This window comes from Amycolatopsis sp. NPDC004079, assembly GCF_040610415.1.
In the GTDB taxonomy this organism is placed as follows: domain Bacteria; phylum Actinomycetota; class Actinomycetes; order Mycobacteriales; family Pseudonocardiaceae; genus Amycolatopsis; species Amycolatopsis halotolerans.
This window is the reverse complement of the sequence record NZ_JBEXMH010000014.1, coordinates 148,219-165,654: the sequence shown is the minus strand read 5'-3', so window position 1 is coordinate 165,654 and position 17,436 is coordinate 148,219. Positions and strand designations below refer to the sequence as shown.

The window sequence follows — 17,436 nt, the reverse complement described above, 5'->3', positions numbered from 1 at the left end:
TCCTATCTGTGCTTGTCAAGGCATCTTTCCCGCCTTGACAAGCACCCCCGAACCGTCAGCACAATCAAACTTCGGGGTGCCCCACGCAACCACCACGGCAATGTCGCCGCCAGGCGACGAGCCGAGCAGCCAAAAAAAGCGGGCCCGCCCGGTAAGAAACCGGACGGGCCCGCTTAACGCAGCCAGATCAGCTAACGGTGGCCGAACCACCAGCAGCCTCGATCTTCTCCTTGGCAGAGCCGGAGAAGGCATGCGCGGTCAGCTCGAGCTTGACCCCGTTCAGGTCCCCGTTGCCGAGAACCTTGACGAGCTTGCCCTTGCGAACGAGACCGTTCGCGGCCAGCTCCTCCGGACCGACCTTGCCACCGTCGGCGAACACGCGGGCGATGTCGCCCACGTTCACCGGCTGGTACTCGGTGCGGAACCGGTTCTTGAATCCACGCAGCTTCGGCAGCCGCATGTGGATGGGCATCTGCCCACCCTCGAACCCGGCGGGCACGTTCTTCCGGGCCTTGGTGCCCTTCGTGCCGCGACCGGCGGTCTTGCCCTTCGAACCCTCACCACGGCCGACGCGGATCTTGTCGCGCTTGGCGCCAGGAGCCGGACGAAGGTGGTGGATCTTGATGGCGGTCATGCCTGGACCTCCTCGACCTCCACCAGGTGGCGGACGGTGTGGATCAGGCCGCGCACCTGGGGGGTGTCCTCACGCACGACGCTCTGGCGGATCTTGCGCAGCCCGAGGGTGCGCAGCGACTCGCGGTGAGCGTGCTTCGTGCCGATCTTGCTCTTGACCTGAGTGACCTTGAGCTGAGCCATGTCAGACCCCCTGGCCGGCACGCTGACGCAGCATCCGGGCCGGGGCGACGTCCTCGAGCGGCAGACCGCGGCGAGCGGCCACCTCCTCCGGACGCTGCAGGCCCTTCAGGGCCGCCACGGTCGCGTGCACGATGTTGATCGCGTTGTCGGAGCCGAGCGACTTCGACAGCACGTCGTGGACGCCCGCGCACTCCAGCACCGCGCGCACCGGGCCGCCGGCGATGACGCCGGTACCAGCGGAGGCGGGACGGAGCAGCACGACACCGGCGGCTTCCTCACCCTGGATCGGGTGCGGAATGGTGCCGGCGACGCGCGGAACGCGGAAGAAGTTCTTCTTCGCTTCCTCGACGCCCTTGGCGATGGCCGCGGGAACTTCCTTGGCCTTGCCGTAGCCGACGCCGACCTGACCGTCGCCGTCGCCGACGACCACCAGGGCGGTGAAGCTGAAGCGACGACCGCCCTTGACGACCTTGGCGACGCGGTTGATCGTCACGACCTTCTCAAGGTGCGGGGTCTTGTCCTGGCCGGCCCCGCCACGGCCGCCGTCGCGGCGGTCCCGGCCGCCACCGCGGCGGTCGTTGCGGTCGTTGCCGCCCTGACCGCCCGGTCCGCCCTGGCCGCCGCCGAATTGCCGTGTACGTCCCGGCATCAGGCTTTCCTTCCATTCACGAGCATGTGCATCAGAACTTCAACCCCGCCTCACGGGCGGCGTCGGCAAGCGCGGCGATGCGGCCGTGGTAGGCGTTGCCGCCACGGTCGAACACCACGGCTTCGATGCCGGCGTCCTTGGCGCGCGAAGCCACCAGTTCACCGACCTTCGCCGCCTTGGCCTTCTTGTCGCCCTCGAACGACCGGAGGTCGGTTTCGAGGGTGGACGCCGACGCCAGCGTGTGACCGGCGAGGTCGTCGATCACCTGCACGGTGATGTGCCGCGAGGACCGCTTGACGACCATGCGGGGACGCACCGGCGTCCCGCTGATCTTCTTGCGGAGGCGGAAATGCCGACGGGTCTTGGCGACGCGGCGGCGGGTCGAGATGTCCTTGCCGACCGGCTTGCGCTTGGTGATAGTCGTGTCGCTCATCACTTACCCGTCTTTCCGACCTTGCGGCGGATCTTCTCACCCTCGTAGCGCAGGCCCTTGCCCTTGTACGGGTCCGGGCGGCGCAGCTTGCGGATGACCGCGGAGATCTGGCCGACCTTCTGCTTGTCGATGCCGGACACCGAGAACCGGGTCGGCGACTCCACCTTGAAGGTGATGCCTTCCGGGGCCTCGATCTTGACCGGGTGGCTGTAGCCGAGGGCGAACTCGAGGTCCGAACCCTTGGCCTGCACGCGGTAACCGACGCCGTGGATTTCGAGCTTCTTCTCGTAGCCCTCGGTCACGCCCACCACGAGGTTGTTCACCAGCGTGCGGGTGAGACCGTGCAGGGCACGGCTCGTGCGCTCGTCGTCCGGACGCTTCACCAGCAGCGTGCCGTCCTCGTCGCGCTCGACGAAGATCGGCTCGGCGACGGTGTGCTCCAGGGTGCCCTTCGGCCCCTTGACCTTGACGTTCTGGCCGTCGATGGTCACCTCGACCCCGGAGGGGACGGCGACCGGCAGCTTTCCGATGCGTGACATGTCTGTGCCCCCTTCCTTACCAGACGTAGGCGAGGACTTCGCCGCCCACGTTGTTGCGCTTGGCCTGCCGGTCGGTCTGCAGGCCGCCGGACGTCGAGATGATCGCGACGCCGAGGCCGCCGAGAACGTTCGGCAGTTCGGTCGATTTTGCGTAGACCCGCAGACCCGGCTTGGAGACGCGGCGAAGGCCGGCGATGCTCCGCTCGCGGTTGGGGCCGTACTTCAGCTCCACGATGAGGTTCTTGTGCTTCTCGCCCGGCTCGTCGCGGTAGCTCGCGATGTAGCCCTCGCGCTTGAGGATCTCGGCGATGTTCGCCTTGATCTTCGAGTGCGGAAGCACGACCTCGTCGTGGTACGCCGAGTTCGCGTTGCGCAGACGGGTCAAGAAGTCTGCGATCGGGTCGGTCATCGTCATGGTGACCTGTCAACCTTTCTCGCCTGGTTCCCCGCCTCGCCCGGCCGGAGAGGTCTCCGGCCGGGGCGGCGGGGCCTGTGGCGAACTGGGAATAGAGTTTCGAGCCTTACCAGCTGGACTTGTGGACACCGGGCAGTTCGCCCGCGTGCGCCATCTCCCGGAGGCAGATCCGGCACAGGCCGAACTTGCGGTAGACCGAGTGCGGACGGCCGCACCGGTTGCACCGGGTGTAGCCGCGCACCGCGAACTTCGGCTTCTTCGAAGCCTTGCTGACTAGCGCTTTCTTAGCCATCGGCTCAGTTCTCCTTGAACGGGAAACCGAGCTTGCGCAGCAGCGCCCGGCCCTCGTCGTCGGTGGTGGCGGTCGTGACGACGGTGACGTCCATGCCGCGAGGGCGGTCGATGTCGTCCGGGTTGATCTCGTGGAACATCGACTGCTCGTTGAGACCGAACGTGTAGTTGCCGTTGCCGTCGAACTGCTTGGGCGAAAGCCCGCGGAAGTCGCGGATACGGGGCAGCGCGATGGTCAGCAGCCGGTCGAGGAACTCCCACATCCGGTCGCCGCGCAGCGTGACGCGCGCACCGATCGGCTGTCCCTCGCGGAGCTTGAACTGCGCGATGGACTTGCGGGCCTTCCGGATTTCCGGCTTCTGCCCGGTGATCAGGGCGAGGTCGCGGACCGCGCCGTCGATCAGCTTGCTGTCCCGGGCGGCGTCCCCGACACCCATGTTCACGACGATCTTCACGACGCCGGGAATCTGGTGCACGTTGGGGATGGAGAACTCCTTCTGGAGTTCGCCCTTGATCTCTTCGCGGTACCGGGTCTTCAGACGCGGCGCGATCTTCTCTGCGGTGGTCATGTCAGATGTCCTTGCCGTTCCGGCGCGAGACCCGGACCTTCTTGCCGTCCTCGCCGATGCGGTAGCCCACCCGGGTCGGCTTGCCGTCCGAGTCCACGACCATCACGTTCGACACGTGAATAGGCGCTTCCTGCGTCACGATGCCGCCGGACTGGGCGCCACGCTGGGTCTGGGTGATCCGGGTGTGCTTCTTGATCCGGTTGACACCCTCGACCAGCACGCGCTCCCGCTCGGGGTAGGCCTGAATGACCTTGCCCTTCGCGCCCTTGTCCTTGCCGGCGATGACGACGACCGTGTCGCCCTTCTTCACCTTCATCACAGCACCTCCGGCGCGAGCGAAATGATCTTCATGAACTTTCGGTCGCGCAGCTCGCGGCCCACCGGGCCGAAGATGCGGGTGCCCCGGGGCTCGTTGTCGTTCTTGATGAGCACGGCGGCGTTCTCGTCGAACCGGATGTAGGAACCGTCCGGACGACGGCGCTCCTTCACCGTGCGGACGATGACAGCCTTGACGACATCGCCCTTCTTCACCCCGGCGGCCGGGATGGCGTCCTTCACGGTGGCGACGATGATGTCGCCGATGCCGGCGTAGCGCCGCCCGGAGCCGCCGAGCACGCGGATGCAAAGGATTTCCTTCGCGCCCGTGTTGTCGGCAACCCGAAGCCGCGACTCCTGCTGGATCACGTCAACTCCTGTATGTCGCGCTGGTTCTCGCTGTCGCGAGCCTTGCGGAACCAAGGACTCCCGAAAGAGCCCTGCTTACTTGGCCTTCTCCACGACCTGCACCAGACGCCAGCGCTTGGTCGCCGACAGCGGCCGGGTCTCCATCAGCGTGACCCGGTCGCCTACGCCCGCCTCGTTGTTCTCGTCGTGCACCTTGACCTTGGTGGTGCTGCGGAGAACCTTCGAGTAGCGCGGGTGCTTCTTGCGGTCCTCGAGCTCGACCACGATCGTCTTGTCCATCTTGTCCGAGACGACGTAACCCTCGCGGACCTTGCGGTAGTTCCGGGCGGTCTTCTCGGTGGCAGCCTCGCTCATGCGGCACCTTCACTTTCGGCGTCGGGCGCCACGGACAGGCCGAGCTCGCGCTCGCGCATGACCGTGTAGATCCGCGCGATGTCCGTGCGGACGGTGCGCAGCCGACGGTTGTTGTCCAGCTGCCCGGTCGCCATCTGGAAGCGGAGGTTGAAGAGCTCCTCCTTGTATTCCTTCAGACGCAGCACGAGCTCTTCGGCGGTGAGCTCACGCAGCTCGGATGCCTGTGCGGCTCCGTTAGCCATCAGAACTCACCTTCCCGGGTCACGATGCGGCACTTCATGGGCAGCTTGTGGATCGCGCGACGGAGCGCCTCGCGGGCGGTCTCCTCGTTCGGGAAGCTGATCTCGAACATCACGCGACCCGGCTTCACGTTGGCGATCCACCACTCGGGCGAACCCTTGCCGGAACCCATGCGGGTTTCCGCCGGCTTCTTGGTCAGCGGGCGGTCCGGGTAGATCGTGGTCCACACCTTGCCGCCGCGCTTGATGTGACGGGTCATGGCGATACGAGCGGACTCGATCTGCCGGTTCGTCACGTAGCTGTGCTCAAGCGCCTGGATGCCGTACTCGCCGAAGCTGACCTTGGTACCGCCCTTGGCGGCGCCGTGGCGCTTCGGGGAGTGCTGCTTGCGGTGCTTGACCCTGCGCGGGATGAGCACGTCTCAGCCCTCCGTCTTTTCTGCGGTCTCGGTGGCCGGAGCCGCCTCGGTCGCGTTGTCGCTCTTCGCAGCGGCGGCGGCGCGGCCGGCCTCGGTCGAGGTCGGGGTCGTGCCCGACGAGCCGGAGCGGCGCGGCCGGGACGGCCGGTCGCCGCGGTCGCGGCGCGGCGCGCGGTCCGCGGCCGACGCGGCGGCGTCGCGCTCGGCGCGCGCCTTCAGTCCGCCGACCAGCTCGCCCTTGTAGATCCACACCTTCACGCCGATGCGACCGAACGTCGTCTTGGCCTCGAAGAAGCCGTAGTCGATGTCGGCGCGCAGCGTGTGCAGCGGGACCCGGCCGTCGCGGTAGTGCTCGGAGCGGGACATCTCGGCACCGCCGAGACGACCGCCGCACTGCACGCGGATGCCCTTGACCTGCGGCGAGCGCATGGAGGTCTGGATCGCCTTGCGCATCGCGCGGCGGAACGCCACGCGGTTGCTCAGCTGCTCCGCGACACCCTGGGCGACCAGCTGCGCGTCGGCCTCGGGGTTCTTCACCTCGAGGATGTTCAGCTGGACCTGCTTCTTGGTCAGCTTCTCCAGCGCGCCGCGGATCCGGTCGGCCTCCGCGCCGCGGCGGCCGATGACGATGCCCGGCCGGGCGGTGTGGATGTCGACGCGGACGCGGTCACGGGTGCGCTCGATCTCGACCTTGGAGATGCCGGCGCGCTCCATGCCGGTGGAGAGCAGCTTGCGGATCTTGACGTCCTCGGCCACGTACTCCGCGTACTGCTTGTCGGCGTACCAGCGCGACTTCCAGTCAGTGGTGATACCCAGGCGGAAGCCGTGCGGGTTGATCTTCTGGCCCACTACCGGCCACCTGCCTTCTTGTTGCTCTTCTTCTCCGCAGGCCGCGACTCGACCACCACGGTGATGTGGCTGGTGCGCTTGCGGATCCGGTACGCACGGCCCTGGGCACGCGGACGGATGCGCTTGAGGGTCGGGCCCTCGTCGGCGGTCGCGGACTTGATCCAGAGCGTCTCCGGGTCCAGCTGGAGGTTGTTCTCGGCGTTGGCCGCCGCGCTGGCGATGACCTTCGCGAGCTGCGTGCTGGCAGCCTGCGGCGCGAACCGGAGCACGGCCAAGGCCTCGCTGACGCTACGACCCTTGACGAGCTCGATCACCCGGCGCACCTTCATCGGCGCGTCCCGGACAAAGCGAGCCCGCGCGACGGCCGTGGGCAGCTCTTCTGCCGTGGCCGTGGCGTTTGACTGGGCGTTCATCTGCTTCCCTTAACTTTCTCTGGCCCGCTCAGCGGCGGCGCGACTTGCGGTCGTCCTTGATGTGGCCCTTGAAGGTCCGCGTCGGGGCGAACTCGCCCAGCTTGTGACCCACCATCGCCTCGGTGACGAACACCGGGACGTGCTTGCGGCCGTCGTGCACCGCGATCGTGTGACCCAGGAAGTCCGGGATGATCGTGGAGCGCCGCGACCAAGTCTTGATCACGGTCTTCTTGCCCGATTCGTTGAGAGCGTCCACCTTCTTGAGCAGGTGGTCGTCCACGAACGGGCCCTTCTTAAGGCTGCGTGGCATGTGCTTCTACCTCCCTGCTCAGCGCTTCTTGCCGGTACGCCGGCGGCGGACGATCAGTTTGTCGGACGGCTTGCTCTTGCGGGTGCGGCCTTCGGGCTTGCCGTTCGGGTTCACCGGGTGGCGACCACCGGACGTCTTGCCCTCGCCACCACCGTGCGGGTGGTCGACCGGGTTCATCACGACACCGCGGACAGTCGGGCGCTTGCCGCGCCAGCGGTTGCGGCCCGCCTTGCCCCAGTTGATGTTCGAGTGCTCCGAGTTGCCGACCTCGCCGACGGTCGCGCGGTTGCGCACGTCCACGTTGCGGATCTCGCCCGAGGGGAGACGCAGCTGGGCGTAAGGACCGTCCTTGGCGACGAGCTGCACGCGGGCGCCGGCGGACCGGGCCATCTTCGCGCCGCCGCCGGGGCGGAGCTCGATCGCGTGGATCACGGTGCCGACCGGGATGTTGCGCAGCGGCAGGTTGTTGCCCGGCTTGATGTCGGCGCGGGGGCCGTTCTCAACCGTGTCGCCCTGCTTCAGCTTCTCCGGCGCGATGATGTAGCGCTTCTCGCCGTCGGCGTAGTGCAGCAGCGCGATGCGCGCGGTGCGGTTGGGGTCGTACTCGATGTGCGCGACCTTGGCCGGCACGCCGTCCTTGTCGTGGCGACGGAAGTCGATCACGCGGTAGGCGCGCTTGTGGCCACCGCCCTTGTGCCGGGTGGTGATCTTGCCCGAGGCGTTGCGGCCGCCGGTCTTGCTCAGCGGACGCAGCAGCGACTTCTCCGGCGTGGACCGGGTGATCTCGGCGAAGTCCGAGACGCTCGAACCGCGACGACCCGGGGTCGTCGGCTTGTACTTGCGGATGCCCATTGTCAGCTCAGTCCTTTACGCGGTGGGTCCGCCGAAGATCTCGATCGCCTTGCTCTCAGGCGAAAGAGTCACGATGGCGCGCTTGGTGTCCTTGCGCTTGCCGAAGCCGGTACGAGTCCGCTTCCGCTTGCCCTGGCGGTTGGCCGTGTTGACGCTGACGACCTTCACGCCGAACACCTTCTCGACCGCGATCTTGATCTGGGTCTTGTTGGCGTCCGGACGGACGATGAACGTGTACTTGTGGTCCTCGAGCAGTCCGTAGGACTTCTCGGAGATCACCGGCGCGAGCAGGATGTCGCGGGGGTCCGGAATGGCGACCGAGCTCACTTCTCGTCACTCCCTTCCGAAACCTCGCTCGAACGCGCGAGGGCCTTGACGACCTTCCCGCGGACGGGGCCTGCCACGAACGCGTCGTAAGCGGCCTTGGTGAACACGACGTCGTCGTTGACCAGGACGTCGTAGGTGTTGAGCTGGTCAGCCCAGATCAGGTGCACGTACGGCAGGTTCCGCGCGGACACCCAGGCGAGCTCCTCGTCGCGGTGCAGGACCACGAGAACGCGCTTGGCCTGGGTCGCGGCGGCGATCGCCGTCTTGGCGGTCTTGGTCGACGGCTTCTCGCCGGTGACCAGTTCCGTCAGGACGTGCAGCTGGCCGGCGCGGGCCCGGTCCGAGAGGGCGCCACGCAGAGCGGCGGCCTTCATCTTCTTCGGGGTGCGCTGGGTGTAGTCGCGCGGCGTGGGGCCGTGCACGACGCCACCGCCGGCGAACTGCGGCGCGCGGGTCGAACCCTGGCGGGCGCGACCGGTGCCCTTCTGCCGGTACGGCTTCTTGCCGCCACCGGAGACCTCACCGCGGGTCTTCGTGTCGTGCGTGCCCTGGCGCGCGGCGGCCAGCTGGCCCACCACGACCTGGTGCATCAGCGCGACGTTGGCCTGCACGTCGAAGATCTCCCCGGGGAGCTCGACGGTGCCGTCGGCTTTACCGGCCGGAGTCTTCAGCTCGACGTTCGTCATCGTCAGTTTCCACCCTTCGCGGCACTGCGCACGAACAGCAGGCCGCCCTTGGGACCGGGCACCGCGCCCTTGATCAGCAGCAGGCCGTCCTCGGCACGCACCGCGTGCACGGTCAGGCCCTGCGTGGTGACCCGGTCGCTACCCATCCGGCCCGCCATGCGCAGGCCCTTGAACACGCGGCCCGGCGTGGCGCAGCCGCCGATGGAACCCGGCTTGCGGTGCACGGCCTGCGCACCGTGGCTCGCGCCCTGGCCCTTGAAGCCGTGGCGCTTCATGACGCCCGCGTAGCCCTTGCCCTTGCTGGTACCGGTCACGTCGACCGAGGTCCCGGCCTCGAACACCTCGGCGGTGATCTCCTGGCCGACCTCGTAGGTCTCGGCGTCGGTGGTGCGCAGCTCGGCAACGTGGCGACGCGGGGTCACGCCGGCCTTGTCGAAGTGGCCGGTGCGCGGCTTGTTCACCTTGCGCGGGTCGATCGCGCCGAACGCCAGCTGCACGGCCGCGTAGCCGTCTTTGTCAGTGGTCCGAACCTGGGTCACCACGTTCGGTCCGGCCTTGACGACAGTGACCGGGATGACCCGGTTCTGCTCGTCGAAGACCTGGGTCATGCCGAGCTTGGTGCCCAGGATGCCCTTCATTTGCCTGTCAGACATGAGTTCTTATCTCCGCCGCTCGCCCAACGCTTACTGGATGTTGACGTCGACGCTCGCCGGGAGGTCGATGCGCATGAGCGCGTCCACCGTCTTCGGCGTCGGGTCGAGGATGTCGATCAGACGCTTGTGCGTGCGCATCTCGAAGTGCTCGCGCGAGTCCTTGTACTTGTGCGGCGAGCGGATGACGCAGTAAACGTTCTTCTCGGTAGGCAGCGGCACCGGCCCGACAACACGGGCGCCGGTGCGCGTGACCGTTTCCACGATCTTGCGCGCCGAGGTGTCGATCGCCTCGTGGTCGTAGGCCTTGAGCCGGATGCGGATCTTCTGTCCCGCCATGGTGGCTGCGTTCCTTGTCGTCTCGTGCCGCTTTGTCTCGTCAACCTGGGCCGGAGCCCGGGTTTCAGCAGTTCAACGGCCCTGTCCCCGGTCCACGCGGTCGGGCGTGTCGCGCCCGCCGCACAGACGGATCCCTAAGGATCGTCGTCTTGCCTGGTCTTCCTCTACGTGAGGAGGCCGCGGGCCGACGCGAGAGTCGTCCCTACTGGCCTTGCCCGCTAGCCTCACCCGAAGGACGAGCTCCACGGACCGTGGCCACTCGTGCCAGGGCGGCCGGAACCCCGAAGGGTTCGGCCGCCCCAGGACGAGCAACCTGAATAGTGTCGCACACGTGAGTTGACGCCCTGAACTCGGGGGTGTATTGACCCGAATTCAGGGCGCCGACGTCACTTGTTGATCTTGGTAACCTGGCCCGCGCCGACGGTCCGGCCACCCTCGCGGATGGCGAAGCGCAGACCCTCGTCCATGGCGACCGGCTGGATCAGCACGACGCTGATGTCCGTGTTGTCGCCCGGCATGACCATCTCGGTGCCCTCGGGCAGCGTCACGACGCCGGTCACGTCCGTGGTGCGGAAGTAGAACTGCGGGCGGTAGTTGTTGAAGAACGGGGTGTGCCGTCCGCCCTCGTCCTTGGACAGGATGTAGACCCGGCCCTCGAACTCGGTGTGCGGGGTGGTGGTGCCCGGCTTCACGACGACCTGGCCGCGCTCGACGTCCTCGCGCTTGATGCCGCGGACGAGGAGGCCGACGTTGTCGCCCGCCTGGCCCTGGTCCAGCAGCTTGCGGAACATCTCGACACCGGTGACGGTGGTCTTGGTCGACTTCTCGCGGATGCCGACGATCTCGACCTCTTCGTTCACGTTGACCACGCCACGCTCGACGCGACCGGTCACCACGGTGCCGCGGCCGGTGATCGTGAAGACGTCCTCGATCGGCATGAGGAACGGCTTGTCGAGCTCGCGCACCGGGTCCGGCACGTTGTCGTCGACGGCGTGCATCAGCTCGAGCACGGCGTCGGCCCACTTCTGGTCGCCCTCGAGCGCCTTGAGGCCGGACACGCGGATGACCGGAGCGTCGTCGCCCGGGAACTCCTGCGAGGACAGCAGCTCGCGGACCTCCAGCTCGACGAGCTCGAGGATTTCCTCGTCGTCGACCATGTCGGACTTGTTCAGCGCGACCACGATGTAGGGCACGCCGACCTGGCGGGCCAGCAGCACGTGCTCGCGGGTCTGCGGCATCGGGCCGTCGGTCGCCGCGACCACCAGGATCGCGCCGTCCATCTGCGCGGCACCGGTGATCATGTTCTTGATGTAGTCAGCGTGGCCGGGGGCGTCCACGTGCGCGTAGTGACGCTTCTCGGTCTGGTACTCGACGTGCGAGATGTTGATCGTGATGCCGCGCTGCTTCTCTTCCGGCGCGTTGTCGATCTGGTCGAACGCACGGGCTTCGTTCAGCTCCGGGTACGCGTCGTGCAGAACCTTGGTGATCGCCGCGGTCAGCGTGGTCTTGCCGTGGTCGACGTGACCGATGGTGCCGATGTTGACGTGCGGCTTGCTCCGCTCGAACTTCGCCTTCGCCACTGGAATGTCCTCCTGGACTGATTTCGCGTTGTGCTCGTGGGGCAGCGTGGCTGCTGCCCCACGAATGTTCCTTCGTCGTTGCTGCGGACGTTCAGGAGAGTTCCTTAATGCCCGCGCGCGGTGAGGGAGTTACTCCCCCGTCGCCTTCGCGATGATTTCCTTCGCGACGTTCGCGGGAACCTCGGCGTAGGAGTCGAACACCATGGAGTAGTTCGCCCGGCCCTGGGTACGGGACCGCAGGTCGCCGACGTAGCCGAACATCTCCGACAGCGGGACCAGTGCCTTCACGACACGGGTACCGGCGCGCTCCTCCATGGCCTGGATCTGGCCACGGCGGGAGTTGAGGTCGCCGATCACGTCGCCCATGTAGTCCTCGGGAGTCGTGACCTCGACGGCCATCATCGGCTCGAGGATGACCGGGCCGGCCTTCCGGGCGGCTTCCTTCATCGCCATGGAGCCGGCGATCTTGAAGGCCATTTCGGAAGAGTCGACCTCGTGGTACGCGCCATCCAACAAGGTGAACTTCAACCCGACGAGCGGGTAGCCGGCCAGGATGCCGTACTGCATCGCGTCCTGGGCGCCCGCGTCGACCGACGGGATGTACTCCCGCGGCACGCGGCCACCGGTCACCTTGTTGTCGAACTCGTAGAGAGCACCGTCGGTGCGCTCGAGCGGCTCCAGCTTCACGATGACCTTCGCGAACTGGCCGGAACCACCGGTCTGCTTCTTGTGGACGTAGTCGAGCTTTTCCACAGTCTTCTTGATGGTCTCGCGGTAGGCGACCTGCGGCTTGCCGATGTTCGCCTCGACCTTGTAGTCGGACTTCATCCGGTTGACGAGCACCTCGAGGTGGAGCTCGCCCATGCCGGCGATGATCGTCTGACCGGTCTCCTCGTCGAGCTGGACCTGGAAAGTCGGGTCCTCCTCGGCGAGCTTCTGGATCGCCAGGGACAGCTTCTCCTGGTCGGCCTTCGTCTTCGGCTCGATGGCCACCCGGATAACGGGGTCCGGGAAGGTCATCGACTCGAGGACGACCGGGTTCTGCGCGTCGGCAAGGGTGTCACCGGTCGTGGTGTCCTTCAGGCCGATGACCGCGTAGATGTGGCCGGCCAGGGCCTCGTCGACCGGGTTCTCCTTGTTGGAGTGCATCTGGAAGATCTTCCCGATGCGCTCCTTGCGCTCCTTGGTCGCGTTGACGACCTGGGCGCCGGAGGCGACCTTGCCCGAGTAGACCCGGATGTAGGTCAGCTTGCCGAAGAACGGGTGCGCGGCGATCTTGAACGCCAGGGCCGAGAACGGCTCCTCGGTCGTCGCGTGCCGGGTGACCGGGGTCTCGCCGTCCGGAAGCAGGCCCTCGACCGGCGGCACCTCGAGCGGCGACGGCAGGTAGTCGATGACCGCGTCCAGCATCGGCTGCACGCCCTTGTTCTTGAACGCGGAGCCGGCGAGCACCGGGAACGCCTCGCGGGTGACGACCAGGTGGCGGATGCCGCCCTTGATCTCGTCCTGGGTCAGCTCCTCGCCCTCGAGGAACTTCTCCATCAGCGCGTCGTCGGTCTCGGCGACGGCCTCGACCAGCTTCTCGCGGTACTCGGCGGCACGGTCGGCCAGCTCGGCCGGGATGTCCTCGACGGCGTAGTCGTCGCCCTTCTGCACCTCGCCGCGCCAGACCAGGGCCTTCATCCGAACCAGGTCGATGACGCCCTCGAAGTCGTTCTCCGCGCCGATCGGCAGCTGGATGGCCAGCGGCCGGACGCCGAGACGGTCCGTGATGGTCTGCAGGGTGTAGTAGAAGTCCGCACCCAGCTTGTCCATCTTGTTGACGAAGCAGATGCGCGGGACGTCGTACTTGTCCGCCTGCCGCCAGACCTGCTCGGACTGCGGCTCGACGCCTTCCTTGCCGTCGAAGACCGCGACCGCGCCGTCGAGCACCCGCAGGTTGCGCTCCACCTCGACGGTGAAGTCGACGTGCCCGGGGGTGTCGATCAGGTTGATCTGGTAGTCGTTCCAGAAGGTGGTGGTGGCAGCCGAGGTGATGGTGATGCCCCGCTTCTGCTCCTCCTCCATCCAGTCCATGGTGGCGGCGCCGTCGTGGACTTCGCCGAGCTTGTAGTTGATCCCGGTGTAGAACAGGATCCGCTCGGTGGTGGTGGTCTTACCGGCGTCGATGTGCGCCATGATGCCGATGTTGCGGACCTTGTTGAGGTCGGTCAGCACTTCACGTGCCACGAGAATGTTCCCCTGTCTCGAACGTGGGGCCCGGCATGGCTTCTATCGGCAGCCGGGCGGTCATCACCAGCGGTAGTGCGCGAAGGCCTTGTTCGACTCGGCCATCTTGTGCGTGTCTTCGCGGCGCTTGACGCTGGCGCCAAGGCCGTTGCTCGCGTCCAGCAGCTCGTTCTGCAGCCGCTCGATCATCGTCTTCTCGCGGCGGGCCTGCGAGAACGACACCAGCCAGCGCAGCGCCAGCGTGGTGGAACGACCGGGCTTGACCTCGATCGGCACCTGGTAGGTGGCGCCACCGACGCGGCGGCTCTTCACCTCGATGGTGGGCTTCACGTTGTCGAGCGCGCGCTTCAGCGTGACGACCGGGTCGGTGCCCGTCTTCTCGCGAGCGCCTTCGAGAGCGCCGTAGACAATGCGCTCGGCCAGGGACCGCTTGCCGTCCTTCAGCACCTTGTTCACCAGCTGGGTGACCAGCGGGGAGGCGTAGACGGGGTCGGAGATCAGCGGCCGCTTCGGCGCCGGACCCTTGCGAGGCATTAGCTCTTCTCCTTCTTCGCGCCGTACCGGCTGCGCGCCTGCTTACGGTTCTTCACACCCTGGGTGTCGAGCGAACCGCGGATGATCTTGTAGCGAACACCCGGCAGGTCCTTAACCCGGCCGCCGCGCACGAGCACCATCGAGTGCTCCTGGAGGTTGTGGCCTTCACCCGGGATGTACGCGGTGACCTCGATACCGCTGGTCAGCTTCACACGAGCAACCTTGCGCAAGGCCGAGTTCGGCTTCTTGGGAGTCGTGGTGTACACGCGGGTGCACACGCCACGACGCTGCGGGCTCCCCTTGAGGGCCGCGGTCTTCTGCTTGGCAGCCTTGTCCTGGCGGCCCTTGCGGACCAGCTGCTGGATCGTGGGCAATGGACCAGCTTCCTGTCGTGATCTTGCTTCTTCGTGTCTTCACCGGTCCCCGCGGTCGGGCGTGTCGGCCCGCGTCACGGTCTCTCGACCGGTAACTTCCCGGAGGGATTTTCCGTCGGAACCCCACGTGGCGAGGCTGGTGAACCGGGTGCAAAAGCACCCCGCTCATGCCCAACGGCACGCGGAGCGGCCCGACGCCTGCCGGGCACGGTCTCCAAAGATACCCGTCCACTCGCGGAGCGGTCCGGGCGGGGGGTCGCTACGGTCGCCGACCGGTCATCGTAACCCCAGATCGGGGCCTTGAGACGGCGCCGCGCGGGACTTCCCGAGATGCAGAACGCCGGGCTCCGGGACGCTATTCCGGAGCGGGTTCCCGCGGTCAGAGGGCACTCGGCTCGCATGCCGGGACGGGACGCCCAGCGAATGGACGCGCGCCGGGCCTCGCGGCTTCCCGCGCCCCAATGTGGCGTTCGGTGCGTTCAGCGCACCCAATGTGGCGTTCGGTGCGTCAGATGCACCCAATGCCACATTGGGGTGTTCTCAGCGGCGCGGTGTGTGGCGGGTTCGTTGTGCCGTGCTGGCCAGGGGACGCGGAGCACAGCCTGGCGATACGGGCGTGGCTCCGTTGCCGAGAAAGGGCCGTGAGGGGAACCCTGAGGAACTCTGATTCCCTCAGGGTTCCCCTCACGTACCTTCGGCTTCGCGCAAGACCCCTGCGCACCACCGACACCGCGCCCCGGTGCCGAGAAAGCCCATCAGGGCGGTTCGCCCGGGTGCTGCGCCGAGACTGGCGGCGGCGTTAAGAACGCGAGAGAAATTCTTCGGCGGCAAGGAGAAGAGCCGCCGGCTGTTCCACAATGGACCCGCGTCCCGGGGTGACAATCACCTCACCGGGGCGGAATCGCGAAACCCGGCCCGGCGGTGTGCACCCGCCGGGCCGGGCCGCGGGTCAGTCCTCGTCGGGCTTCGCGTGGTCGGGCTTGCCCGGGTTGGGGTCGCGCGACAGATCGATCAGCGGGTGCACTCCAGCCCCCTCCGGCGCGGCATGGCTGCCGCCGGTCTTCTTGTCCCCCGGCTGGTCGACGTTCTCGCTGCCGTCCATGTCGCCTCCTCGTTCGGTTCCCCTGCCGGTCTGCACGGTACCTGCCGGGGAAATCGGTGGACGGACTCCCCAAGATGAGGGACGTGGACTGGAAGATCAGCGAATTCCCGGCCGAACACCCCGACTCCGCGGCAATCCTGCGCGAATACATGGACGAGCTGGCGTCGCGGTATCACGGCCGCCCCGCGACGCCTGCGGAAGTGGACGCGGCGCTGGCCGATGAGCCCAGCGACGGCCTCGCAGCGCCGACCGGGGCGTTCCTTGTGGCTTATCGCGAGGGGAAGCCCGCCGGTTGCATCGGGGTGCGGATGGTCGGGCCCGGGCTGAGCGCGTTGACGAAGGTGTACGTGCGCCCGGAGCATCGCGGACACGGCGGCGGCAAGGTCATCGTCGCGGCGGCTGAAGAAGCGGCGAAGCGGCTGGGCTCGACCCGGATGCGGCTGGACACCCGCGACGACCTGGTCGAAGCACGCGCGCTCTACGCGTCGATGGGCTACGCGGAGGTCGAGGCGTTCAACAACGACCAGTACGCCGAGCACTGGTTCTCCAAGGACCTCAGCTGAGCCGTCCCGCGCAGTTGACCACGTCGCCGCCGGTGGCTTTCGCGGACCGCGCCAGCACGCCGTTCACCGAGATCCGGCATTCGACCGCGCCGCTCGACTGGCCCATCAGCTGCACAGTCGGCGCGACGGCGGTCTTCGGCCAGGTCAGGGTCTTGCTCCACGGCAACGGCACCGACAGCTCCTGGTGCACCAGGCCGAGGCCGTTGTCGTCGTAGACCACGGTGGCGGTGCCGGAGCCCGTGAGTTCGTAGGTGATCTGCCAACTGGACGGCGCGGGCGCGGCCGGTGCGGTGGACGTCGTGGGGGCCAGAGTGCGGGTGACGGTGCGGTCTGGGGCGCGCTGCGGCACTTCGGTGGTCGGCACGGATATCGCGGCCGGAGCGGGCGCTGGGTCGTCGCCGGTGCCGAGGATTACTACGGTCGCGGCGACGGCGGCCACCGCGATGGCCGCGATCGCGAGCCTGCCGATCAGCTGTCTGTCCATGTTCCTCGTTCTTTCGCCGGGATCCGCCGGTGGCTCCCGGGGACGGGGGGAACCACCGGCGGAGACAGGGTCAGCCGGGCAGGATCCGGCCGGGGACGCCGTTCAGCGACTGGATCAGGCCCAGCGCCGGGACGCCCAGCGGCGCGAACGTCCAGATGTTGTTCAGGTTCGACGTGTCCGGCTCGTCGACGACGGTGACACCGGGCTGGTCCTGGGTCGCGGCCAGCGCGGGCGCGGCGGCGCCGAGCACCGCGGCTCCGGCGAGTGCGGTGGCGGCCAAGGCTCGGATGACGGTCTTCTTCATGGCTTTCTCCTTCTGTGGTCAGGAAACGGCGGTGATGGCGTTGAACACCGGCGCGAGGAGCTGGGCCGGGGCTTGGGTGGTCGGGCCGAGGAGGCTGCCCGCGTCGAGGCCGGGGACGACCCAGACCGACGGGCCGCCGCCGGTCGGTGCTCCCGGGACGCCGGGCAGGCCCGGGGCGGGCAGGTTCGGCACGGAAGGCAGCGACGGCAGTCCGCCCGTCGGGAGGGACGGGAGGCCGCCCGTCGGGAGCGTGGGCAAGCCGCCGGTCGGCAGCGAGGGAAGGCCGCCGGTCGGCAGCGAAGGCAATCCAGCGGGCTGAGCGGACGTCTCCGGGGTGGCGGCGTCGGCCGCTCCCCCGGCGAATCCGGCGAACGCCCCGGCCGCGGCGAGCGGCAGCAGGATCCGGGCGGCAATGCGTTTCATCAGGGTTTT

General features: G+C 67.6%; 30 protein-coding genes. 1 reads left to right on the top strand and 29 read right to left on the bottom strand.

The window, feature by feature from the left end; all coding sequences use genetic code 11:
* Positions 1-187: 187 nt before the first annotated feature.
* The 26 genes from rplO to ABZX37_RS17550 form a co-directional block, all read right to left on the bottom strand.
* A complete protein-coding gene (gene rplO, locus ABZX37_RS17675) occupies positions 188-634 on the bottom strand; it encodes a 50S ribosomal protein L15 (RefSeq protein WP_009072329.1) in 447 nt (148 codons plus the stop codon).
* Entirely contained in the window at positions 631-816 is a 186-nt protein-coding gene (gene rpmD / locus ABZX37_RS17670; RefSeq protein WP_004558875.1) for a 50S ribosomal protein L30, read from the bottom strand. Before rpmD ends, rplO begins: the two co-directional genes overlap by 4 nt.
* 1 nt (position 817) lies before the next feature.
* Complete coding sequence (gene rpsE, locus ABZX37_RS17665; RefSeq protein WP_067583695.1) at positions 818-1,465, bottom strand: 30S ribosomal protein S5; 648 nt, start codon at positions 1,463-1,465, stop codon at positions 818-820.
* A 31-nt stretch (positions 1,466-1,496) separates the two neighbouring features.
* Positions 1,497-1,898, bottom strand: coding sequence for a 50S ribosomal protein L18 (gene rplR, locus ABZX37_RS17660; protein WP_354740637.1), 402 nt, complete (start codon positions 1,896-1,898; stop codon positions 1,497-1,499).
* Positions 1,898-2,437 carry a 50S ribosomal protein L6 gene (rplF, locus tag ABZX37_RS17655; protein ID WP_354740635.1) on the bottom strand — a complete coding sequence of 180 codons (540 nt, stop codon included), beginning with the start codon at positions 2,435-2,437 and terminating at the stop codon, positions 1,898-1,900. The genes rplR and rplF overlap by 1 nt, the downstream gene beginning before the upstream one ends.
* A gap of 16 nt (positions 2,438-2,453) precedes the next feature.
* Complete coding sequence (gene rpsH / locus ABZX37_RS17650) at positions 2,454-2,852, bottom strand: 30S ribosomal protein S8 (protein WP_354740633.1); 399 nt, start codon at positions 2,850-2,852, stop codon at positions 2,454-2,456.
* Between the two features lie 106 nt (positions 2,853-2,958).
* Positions 2,959-3,144 (bottom strand): type Z 30S ribosomal protein S14, encoded by a 186-nt coding sequence (locus ABZX37_RS17645; RefSeq protein WP_116204585.1) that lies wholly within the window; start codon positions 3,142-3,144, stop codon positions 2,959-2,961.
* A 4-nt stretch (positions 3,145-3,148) separates the two neighbouring features.
* A complete protein-coding gene (gene rplE, locus ABZX37_RS17640; RefSeq protein ID WP_354740630.1) occupies positions 3,149-3,712 on the bottom strand; it encodes a 50S ribosomal protein L5 in 564 nt (187 codons plus the stop codon).
* A 1-nt stretch (position 3,713) separates the two neighbouring features.
* The gene (rplX, locus tag ABZX37_RS17635) at positions 3,714-4,028 is read right to left on the bottom strand and encodes a 50S ribosomal protein L24 (RefSeq protein ID WP_033291190.1); all 315 of its coding nucleotides are present in this window, start codon (positions 4,026-4,028) and stop codon (positions 3,714-3,716) included.
* Positions 4,028-4,396: a 50S ribosomal protein L14 gene (rplN, locus tag ABZX37_RS17630; protein WP_004558867.1), complete on the bottom strand. Its 369-nt coding sequence runs from the start codon at positions 4,394-4,396 to the stop codon at positions 4,028-4,030. The genes rplX and rplN overlap by 1 nt, the downstream gene beginning before the upstream one ends.
* Positions 4,397-4,471: 75 nt before the next feature.
* The gene (rpsQ, locus tag ABZX37_RS17625; RefSeq protein ID WP_116204582.1) at positions 4,472-4,750 is read right to left on the bottom strand and encodes a 30S ribosomal protein S17; all 279 of its coding nucleotides are present in this window, start codon (positions 4,748-4,750) and stop codon (positions 4,472-4,474) included.
* The gene (gene rpmC, locus ABZX37_RS17620; protein ID WP_009072314.1) at positions 4,747-4,992 is read right to left on the bottom strand and encodes a 50S ribosomal protein L29; all 246 of its coding nucleotides are present in this window, start codon (positions 4,990-4,992) and stop codon (positions 4,747-4,749) included. The genes rpsQ and rpmC overlap by 4 nt, the downstream gene beginning before the upstream one ends.
* Positions 4,992-5,408: a 50S ribosomal protein L16 gene (gene rplP, locus ABZX37_RS17615; protein WP_020662795.1), complete on the bottom strand. Its 417-nt coding sequence runs from the start codon at positions 5,406-5,408 to the stop codon at positions 4,992-4,994. Before rplP ends, rpmC begins: the two co-directional genes overlap by 1 nt.
* A 3-nt stretch (positions 5,409-5,411) precedes the next feature.
* Complete coding sequence (gene rpsC / locus ABZX37_RS17610; protein WP_009072311.1) at positions 5,412-6,257, bottom strand: 30S ribosomal protein S3; 846 nt, start codon at positions 6,255-6,257, stop codon at positions 5,412-5,414.
* On the bottom strand, positions 6,257-6,670 hold the full coding sequence (gene rplV / locus ABZX37_RS17605) for a 50S ribosomal protein L22 (RefSeq protein WP_344270166.1): 414 nt from the start codon (positions 6,668-6,670) through the stop codon (positions 6,257-6,259). The genes rpsC and rplV overlap by 1 nt, the downstream gene beginning before the upstream one ends.
* Positions 6,671-6,698: 28 nt before the next feature.
* Positions 6,699-6,980 (bottom strand): 30S ribosomal protein S19, encoded by a 282-nt coding sequence (gene rpsS, locus ABZX37_RS17600; RefSeq protein ID WP_003102083.1) that lies wholly within the window; start codon positions 6,978-6,980, stop codon positions 6,699-6,701.
* 18 nt (positions 6,981-6,998) lie between these two features.
* Entirely contained in the window at positions 6,999-7,832 is an 834-nt protein-coding gene (rplB, locus tag ABZX37_RS17595; protein ID WP_037816266.1) for a 50S ribosomal protein L2, read from the bottom strand.
* Between the two features lie 15 nt (positions 7,833-7,847).
* Positions 7,848-8,159 carry a 50S ribosomal protein L23 gene (gene rplW, locus ABZX37_RS17590; RefSeq protein WP_009072304.1) on the bottom strand — a complete coding sequence of 104 codons (312 nt, stop codon included), beginning with the start codon at positions 8,157-8,159 and terminating at the stop codon, positions 7,848-7,850.
* Positions 8,156-8,845, bottom strand: coding sequence for a 50S ribosomal protein L4 (rplD, locus tag ABZX37_RS17585; protein ID WP_116204578.1), 690 nt, complete (start codon positions 8,843-8,845; stop codon positions 8,156-8,158). The genes rplW and rplD overlap by 4 nt, the downstream gene beginning before the upstream one ends.
* Positions 8,846-8,847: 2 nt before the next feature.
* Positions 8,848-9,498, bottom strand: a complete 651-nt coding sequence (gene rplC, locus ABZX37_RS17580) for a 50S ribosomal protein L3 (RefSeq protein WP_344270152.1) — start codon at positions 9,496-9,498, stop codon at positions 8,848-8,850.
* Between the two features lie 30 nt (positions 9,499-9,528).
* Complete coding sequence (gene rpsJ, locus ABZX37_RS17575) at positions 9,529-9,834, bottom strand: 30S ribosomal protein S10 (protein ID WP_003102098.1); 306 nt, start codon at positions 9,832-9,834, stop codon at positions 9,529-9,531.
* A 386-nt stretch (positions 9,835-10,220) separates the two neighbouring features.
* Positions 10,221-11,414, bottom strand: coding sequence for an elongation factor Tu (gene tuf / locus ABZX37_RS17570; RefSeq protein WP_354740624.1), 1,194 nt, complete (start codon positions 11,412-11,414; stop codon positions 10,221-10,223).
* A gap of 129 nt (positions 11,415-11,543) precedes the next feature.
* The gene (gene fusA, locus ABZX37_RS17565) at positions 11,544-13,643 is read right to left on the bottom strand and encodes an elongation factor G (RefSeq protein WP_354740622.1); all 2,100 of its coding nucleotides are present in this window, start codon (positions 13,641-13,643) and stop codon (positions 11,544-11,546) included.
* A 63-nt stretch (positions 13,644-13,706) separates the two neighbouring features.
* A complete protein-coding gene (gene rpsG / locus ABZX37_RS17560) occupies positions 13,707-14,177 on the bottom strand; it encodes a 30S ribosomal protein S7 (RefSeq protein ID WP_007031033.1) in 471 nt (156 codons plus the stop codon).
* A complete protein-coding gene (gene rpsL / locus ABZX37_RS17555; protein ID WP_003102113.1) occupies positions 14,177-14,551 on the bottom strand; it encodes a 30S ribosomal protein S12 in 375 nt (124 codons plus the stop codon). Before rpsL ends, rpsG begins: the two co-directional genes overlap by 1 nt.
* Before the next feature lie 949 nt (positions 14,552-15,500).
* Complete coding sequence (locus ABZX37_RS17550) at positions 15,501-15,653, bottom strand: hypothetical protein (RefSeq protein ID WP_101436018.1); 153 nt, start codon at positions 15,651-15,653, stop codon at positions 15,501-15,503.
* A gap of 83 nt (positions 15,654-15,736) precedes the next feature.
* On the opposite strand from ABZX37_RS17550, the gene ABZX37_RS17545 reads away from it, so the two are divergent.
* Positions 15,737-16,216 (top strand): GNAT family N-acetyltransferase, encoded by a 480-nt coding sequence (locus ABZX37_RS17545; RefSeq protein ID WP_354740619.1) that lies wholly within the window; start codon positions 15,737-15,739, stop codon positions 16,214-16,216.
* Here ABZX37_RS17545 and ABZX37_RS17540 read toward each other — a convergent pair.
* From ABZX37_RS17540 to ABZX37_RS17530, 3 genes are all read right to left on the bottom strand, one after another.
* A complete protein-coding gene (locus ABZX37_RS17540; protein WP_354740617.1) occupies positions 16,209-16,700 on the bottom strand; it encodes an MmpS family transport accessory protein in 492 nt (163 codons plus the stop codon). The genes ABZX37_RS17545 and ABZX37_RS17540 overlap by 8 nt on opposite strands.
* 70 nt (positions 16,701-16,770) lie before the next feature.
* Positions 16,771-17,004: a hypothetical protein gene (locus ABZX37_RS17535; RefSeq protein WP_354740615.1), complete on the bottom strand. Its 234-nt coding sequence runs from the start codon at positions 17,002-17,004 to the stop codon at positions 16,771-16,773.
* A gap of 18 nt (positions 17,005-17,022) precedes the next feature.
* Positions 17,023-17,427 carry a hypothetical protein gene (locus ABZX37_RS17530; RefSeq protein ID WP_354740613.1) on the bottom strand — a complete coding sequence of 135 codons (405 nt, stop codon included), beginning with the start codon at positions 17,425-17,427 and terminating at the stop codon, positions 17,023-17,025.
* Between the last annotated feature and the right edge of the window lie 9 nt (positions 17,428-17,436).

Coding starts and splice junctions, on each gene's coding strand:
- rpmC (WP_009072314.1), bottom strand. CDS start 4,992: ATGGCTAACGGAGCCGCACAGGCATCCGAGCTGCGTGAGCTCACCGCC.
- rpsE (WP_067583695.1), bottom strand. CDS start 1,465: ATGCCGGGACGTACACGGCAATTCGGCGGCGGCCAGGGCGGACCGGGC.
- rplC (WP_344270152.1), bottom strand. CDS start 9,498: ATGTCTGACAGGCAAATGAAGGGCATCCTGGGCACCAAGCTCGGCATG.
- rpsQ (WP_116204582.1), bottom strand. CDS start 4,750: ATGAGCGAGGCTGCCACCGAGAAGACCGCCCGGAACTACCGCAAGGTC.
- rpsS (WP_003102083.1), bottom strand. CDS start 6,980: ATGCCACGCAGCCTTAAGAAGGGCCCGTTCGTGGACGACCACCTGCTC.
- rplV (WP_344270166.1), bottom strand. CDS start 6,670: ATGAACGCCCAGTCAAACGCCACGGCCACGGCAGAAGAGCTGCCCACG.
- rplF (WP_354740635.1), bottom strand. CDS start 2,437: ATGTCACGCATCGGAAAGCTGCCGGTCGCCGTCCCCTCCGGGGTCGAG.
- rplX (WP_033291190.1), bottom strand. CDS start 4,028: ATGAAGGTGAAGAAGGGCGACACGGTCGTCGTCATCGCCGGCAAGGAC.
- rpsJ (WP_003102098.1), bottom strand. CDS start 9,834: ATGGCGGGACAGAAGATCCGCATCCGGCTCAAGGCCTACGACCACGAG.
- rplR (WP_354740637.1), bottom strand. CDS start 1,898: ATGAGCGACACGACTATCACCAAGCGCAAGCCGGTCGGCAAGGACATC.
- rpsG (WP_007031033.1), bottom strand. CDS start 14,177: ATGCCTCGCAAGGGTCCGGCGCCGAAGCGGCCGCTGATCTCCGACCCC.
- rpsH (WP_354740633.1), bottom strand. CDS start 2,852: ATGACGATGACCGACCCGATCGCAGACTTCTTGACCCGTCTGCGCAAC.
- ABZX37_RS17535 (WP_354740615.1), bottom strand. CDS start 17,004: ATGAAGAAGACCGTCATCCGAGCCTTGGCCGCCACCGCACTCGCCGGA.
- rplE (WP_354740630.1), bottom strand. CDS start 3,712: ATGACCACCGCAGAGAAGATCGCGCCGCGTCTGAAGACCCGGTACCGC.
- rplD (WP_116204578.1), bottom strand. CDS start 8,845: ATGACGAACGTCGAGCTGAAGACTCCGGCCGGTAAAGCCGACGGCACC.
- ABZX37_RS17530 (WP_354740613.1), bottom strand. CDS start 17,427: ATGAAACGCATTGCCGCCCGGATCCTGCTGCCGCTCGCCGCGGCCGGG.
- ABZX37_RS17550 (WP_101436018.1), bottom strand. CDS start 15,653: ATGGACGGCAGCGAGAACGTCGACCAGCCGGGGGACAAGAAGACCGGC.
- rpmD (WP_004558875.1), bottom strand. CDS start 816: ATGGCTCAGCTCAAGGTCACTCAGGTCAAGAGCAAGATCGGCACGAAG.
- rplO (WP_009072329.1), bottom strand. CDS start 634: ATGACCGCCATCAAGATCCACCACCTTCGTCCGGCTCCTGGCGCCAAG.
- rplB (WP_037816266.1), bottom strand. CDS start 7,832: ATGGGCATCCGCAAGTACAAGCCGACGACCCCGGGTCGTCGCGGTTCG.
- ABZX37_RS17540 (WP_354740617.1), bottom strand. CDS start 16,700: ATGGACAGACAGCTGATCGGCAGGCTCGCGATCGCGGCCATCGCGGTG.
- ABZX37_RS17645 (WP_116204585.1), bottom strand. CDS start 3,144: ATGGCTAAGAAAGCGCTAGTCAGCAAGGCTTCGAAGAAGCCGAAGTTC.